This is a genomic window from Ramlibacter sp. (genome assembly GCF_035706265.1).
Lineage (GTDB): Bacteria > Pseudomonadota > Gammaproteobacteria > Burkholderiales > Burkholderiaceae_C > Ramlibacter.
This window is the reverse complement of record NZ_DASSVG010000035.1, coordinates 1-3,775: the sequence shown is the minus strand read 5'-3', so window position 1 is coordinate 3,775 and position 3,775 is coordinate 1. Positions and strand designations below refer to the sequence as shown.

General features: G+C 72.3%; 4 protein-coding genes. All 4 read left to right on the top strand.

Translation table 11 applies throughout. From position 1 onward, the window contains the following. On the top strand, nucleotides 1–321 hold a 321-nt coding region (locus VFM98_RS01135; protein ID WP_325108045.1), incomplete at its 5' end, for a hypothetical protein. Between the two features lie 133 nt (nucleotides 322–454). Continuing rightward, nucleotides 455–1,339: a formate dehydrogenase accessory sulfurtransferase FdhD gene (locus VFM98_RS01130; protein WP_325108044.1), complete on the top strand. Its 885-nt coding sequence runs from the start codon at nucleotides 455–457 to the stop codon at nucleotides 1,337–1,339. A 7-nt stretch (nucleotides 1,340–1,346) separates the two neighbouring features. Further along, nucleotides 1,347–2,735, top strand: a complete 1,389-nt coding sequence (locus VFM98_RS01125; protein ID WP_325108043.1) for a C13 family peptidase — start codon at nucleotides 1,347–1,349, stop codon at nucleotides 2,733–2,735. Nucleotides 2,736–2,761: 26 nt separating this feature from the next. Further along, the coding region (locus VFM98_RS01120) for an ABC transporter permease (RefSeq protein ID WP_325108042.1) at nucleotides 2,762–3,775 on the top strand (1,014 nt) is incomplete at its 3' end.

Here is a 3,775-nt window from a genome sequence, read left to right as displayed (position 1 = left end):
ACGGCCGGGGCACCGGCGTCGGCAGGCGCGCCAGCGGCAGCGCCGGCGACGACCGCCACCCCTGCGCCGATGCCCACGCCCACCCCGACCACGGCTTCGCAGGGTGGCAGCACACCGGTGGCCGCCGTCGCAGCGCCGAATGCGGTGAGCACGCCGCCTTGCACCGATCCGGGCCCGTTCGCCTATGCCCCGCCGGAGCAGAAGCCGCTGGAGACCTCGGGCGCCCATTCCCCGGCCGCCACCGCCACCAGCCCGCCGAGCGTGCGCGCCGAGTCCGGCACCATGACGTCCGGCAAGACCGGCGAAGCGCCCAAGAAGTAGGCCGGGGCGGCGGGCGGCTGCGGCAGGTAGGCTGGGGCGGCCAGCGGCCGCCGCAGGTGAGCCGCGCGAACCCCAGCTCTCGTCAAGGCCAGCCCCACCGGCTGGCCTTTTCATTTGCGGTAGCCTTCCACCCATGACCCGCCCCGTGCTCACCGACGCCCGCGCGCCCCTCACGCGCAGCGTGCAGATCCTCAACGAATTCGGCGAGGCGGAGACCATTTCCATTCCCGCCGAGCGGGACCTCACGCTCTACGTCGACCGGCGTGAGCTGGTGACGCTGATGACGCTGGGCGCCCATCCCGAATGGCTGGTGCTCGGCTACCTGCGCAACCAGCGGCTGGTGGAATCGGTCGAGGCGATCGAGTCCGTCACCGTCGACTGGGAGGTCAACGCCGCCGCCGTGAAGACGCGCGAGGGCATCGAGCGCATCGAGGAGCGTACGGCGCACCGGGTGGTCACCACCGGTTGCGGCCAGGGCAGCGTCTTCGGCCACATGATGGAGGAGATCGACAGCGCCCCGCTGCCGCCCGCGCGCATCACGCAGGCGCAGCTCTATGGCATCGTCAACGCGATCCGGCTGCAGGAAAGCACGTACAAGTCGGCCGGTTCGGTGCACGGCTGCGCGCTGTTTCGCGGCGAGGAGATGCTGCTGTTCGTGGAGGACGTGGGCCGGCACAACGCCATCGACACGATCGCCGGCTGGATGTGGCTGCGCGAGCAGGAGGCGCCGATCGTGCCCACCGAAGACCAGCCGCTGGTCTTCTACACCACGGGGCGGCTGACCAGCGAGATGGTGATCAAGTCGGCGCAGATGGGCGTGGCGGTGGTCGTCTCGCGCAGCGGCATCACCCAGATGGGATACGAGATCGCCGAGCGCATCGGGCTGTGCGCCATCGGCCGGGCGATGAACCGCCATTTCCTCTGCTACACCGCGCCGCAGCGGCTGGTGCTGCAGCCGGAACTGGCCGGCACCCGGGCCCGGGCCGCCACGGGAGCGGGCCCCGCGGCTTTGGCATGATGCAGCCATGAACGAAACCGTCGCCGAGGCGATGGGCCTGCGCGGCTGGCTGCGCGAAGGCCTGCGCGCGGCCTTCCTGCGCACCCCGCACATCGGCAACGCGCGCGTGCGTCCGCGCGAGCTGCTGGCGATCGCGCTGCTCTCCATCGCCATCGAAATCGTGCTGGGCCGGCTCGAAGTGGACGGGCCGGCGATCTTCAACCTGCGCGCCTGGCTGGCGCCTTACTGGTCGGTCGCCGCCATCCTCGTCCTGCTGTGGCCCCTGCTCGGGGCGGCGGTGGGCGGCTGGCTCGCGCTGTGGCTGGTGGCGGCGCTGGTGCCCGGCAGCGTCTCGCAGTTGCTGGGCATCGCGCACGCGCATGGCGTGCTGCCGACGGTGCTGGACGAATCCATGCTGTTCGCCTGGGCCTGCTACCTGCTGCTCTGGACGTGGACCATGGCGATCGTGGTGTCGCTGGGCCGCAGCTTCGGGCTGCGCCAGCGCCGGCTGGCGGGCATGGCCGGCGGCATGTTCCTGGTCTTCGCCGTGACGGCCTGGCAGTTCCCAGAGCGGGCGTGGGAGGCGCCGACCGTGGAGGCGGTGGACGAAGAACTGCCCAAGCTGGTGCTGACGCAGGAGAACTTCGAGATCCAGCAGGCCGCCTTCGAGCGGGCCATCCAAGCGCTGGCGCCGCAGCGCCCCGGTGTGACCGACGTCTACGGCCTGGTGTTCGCCCCCTACGCGGCGGAGGACGTGTTCCTCAAGGAAAGCACGCTGGTGGCGGACCTGCTGGCGCAGCGCTTCGACGCCAAGGGCCGCGTGCTGCAGCTGGTGAACCACGTGGACACGGTGGAATCGCTGCCCTGGGCCACGCCGCTGAACCTCAAGCGCGCCATCGAGGCCATCGCCGCGCGCATGGACCGCGAGCACGACCTGCTGGTGGTCTACCTCACCTCGCATGCGGCGAGCGACTTCCAGCTCGAGGCCGCGCACCCGCCGCTGACCGTCGAATCGGTCAGCCCCGGCGAGCTGCGCGTGGCGCTGGACGAGGCCGGCATCCGCAATCGCGTGATCGCCATCTCCGCCTGCTATTCCGGCGGCTGGGTGGGCCCGCTGGCCCGCAACACGACACTGGTGATGACGGCGGCCGACGCCGAGCACACCTCCTATGGCTGCGGGCGCCTGTCCGACCTGACATACTTCGGCCGCGCCGTCTTCGACGAGCAGCTGCGCCGCACGCACTCCTTCGAGGAGGCCTTCGCGGCCGCCGTGCCGGTGATCCGCCAGCGCGAGGAGGAGGCCGGCAAGCCGGACGGCTTCTCCAATCCGCAGATCAGCGTCGGCGAGGGCTTGCGGCCCGTGCTGAAGCAGCTGCAGGCGCGGCTGGATGCGACGCCGATCGCGGCGCGTCCTTGACCGCGTCAACCTCCAGGAAGAAACAAGTGGCAATCCCCCGGGCCTTCGCCCACGGCTGGCGCACGCTGTGGCGCGACCTGCGCGGCGGCGAGCTGCGCCTGCTGATCGTGGCCGTCACGCTCGCCGTGGCGGCGCTCACCGCGGTCGGCTTCTTCGCCGACCGGCTGCAGACGGGACTCGAGCGCGACGCCCGCCAGCTCCTGGGCGGCGACGCCGTCGTCGTGAGCGACCAGGCCACGCCGGCGCAGTTCGAACAGCAGGCGCGCCGCCTGGGGCTGCAGAGCGTGACCACGCTGGTGTTCCCCTCGATGGCGCGCGCGGCCGATGCGCAGGGCGGCACCAGCCGGCTGGTGGCGCTGAAGGCGGTGCCCACCGGCTATCCGCTGCGCGGGCGGCTGCAGGTGGCCGCGGATACCGAGGTGCCCGGCCGACCCACGAGCGAAGTCCCGAAGCGCGGCGAAGCGTGGGTCGATGCCGCGCTGCTGGAGGCGCTGGGCCTGGCCGTGGGCGACCCGCTGCTGCTGGGCGACGCGCAGCTGCGCATCGCGCGCGTGATCACGCTGGAGCCGGACCGCGGTGCCGGCTTCCTGAGTTTCGCGCCGCGCGTGATGATCCACGTCGACGACCTCCCGGCCACGGGGCTGGTGCAGCCCGCGAGCCGCATCTCCTGGCGCTTCGCGGTGGCGGGCGAGGACGCGAGGGCGGTGGCGCGCTTCGCCGACTGGGCGGCGGCAGAGGCGCGCCGGCCCGAGGTGCGCGGCGTGCGCGTCGAGTCGCTGGAAGGCGGCCGGCCGGAGATGCGACAGACGCTGGACCGGGCCGAGAAATTCCTCAACCTGGTGGCGCTGCTCGCCGCGCTCCTGAGTGCGGTGGCGGTGGCGCTGGCGGCGCGCGGCTTCGCCAGCCGCCACCTGGACGACTGCGCGATGCTGCGCGTGCTGGGGCAGAGCCAGCGGGCCATCGCCGGCAGCTACGCCTTCGAGTTCACGGTGGTGGGCCTGTTCGCCAGCGTGCTGGGGGTAGCGCTCGGCTTCGCGGTG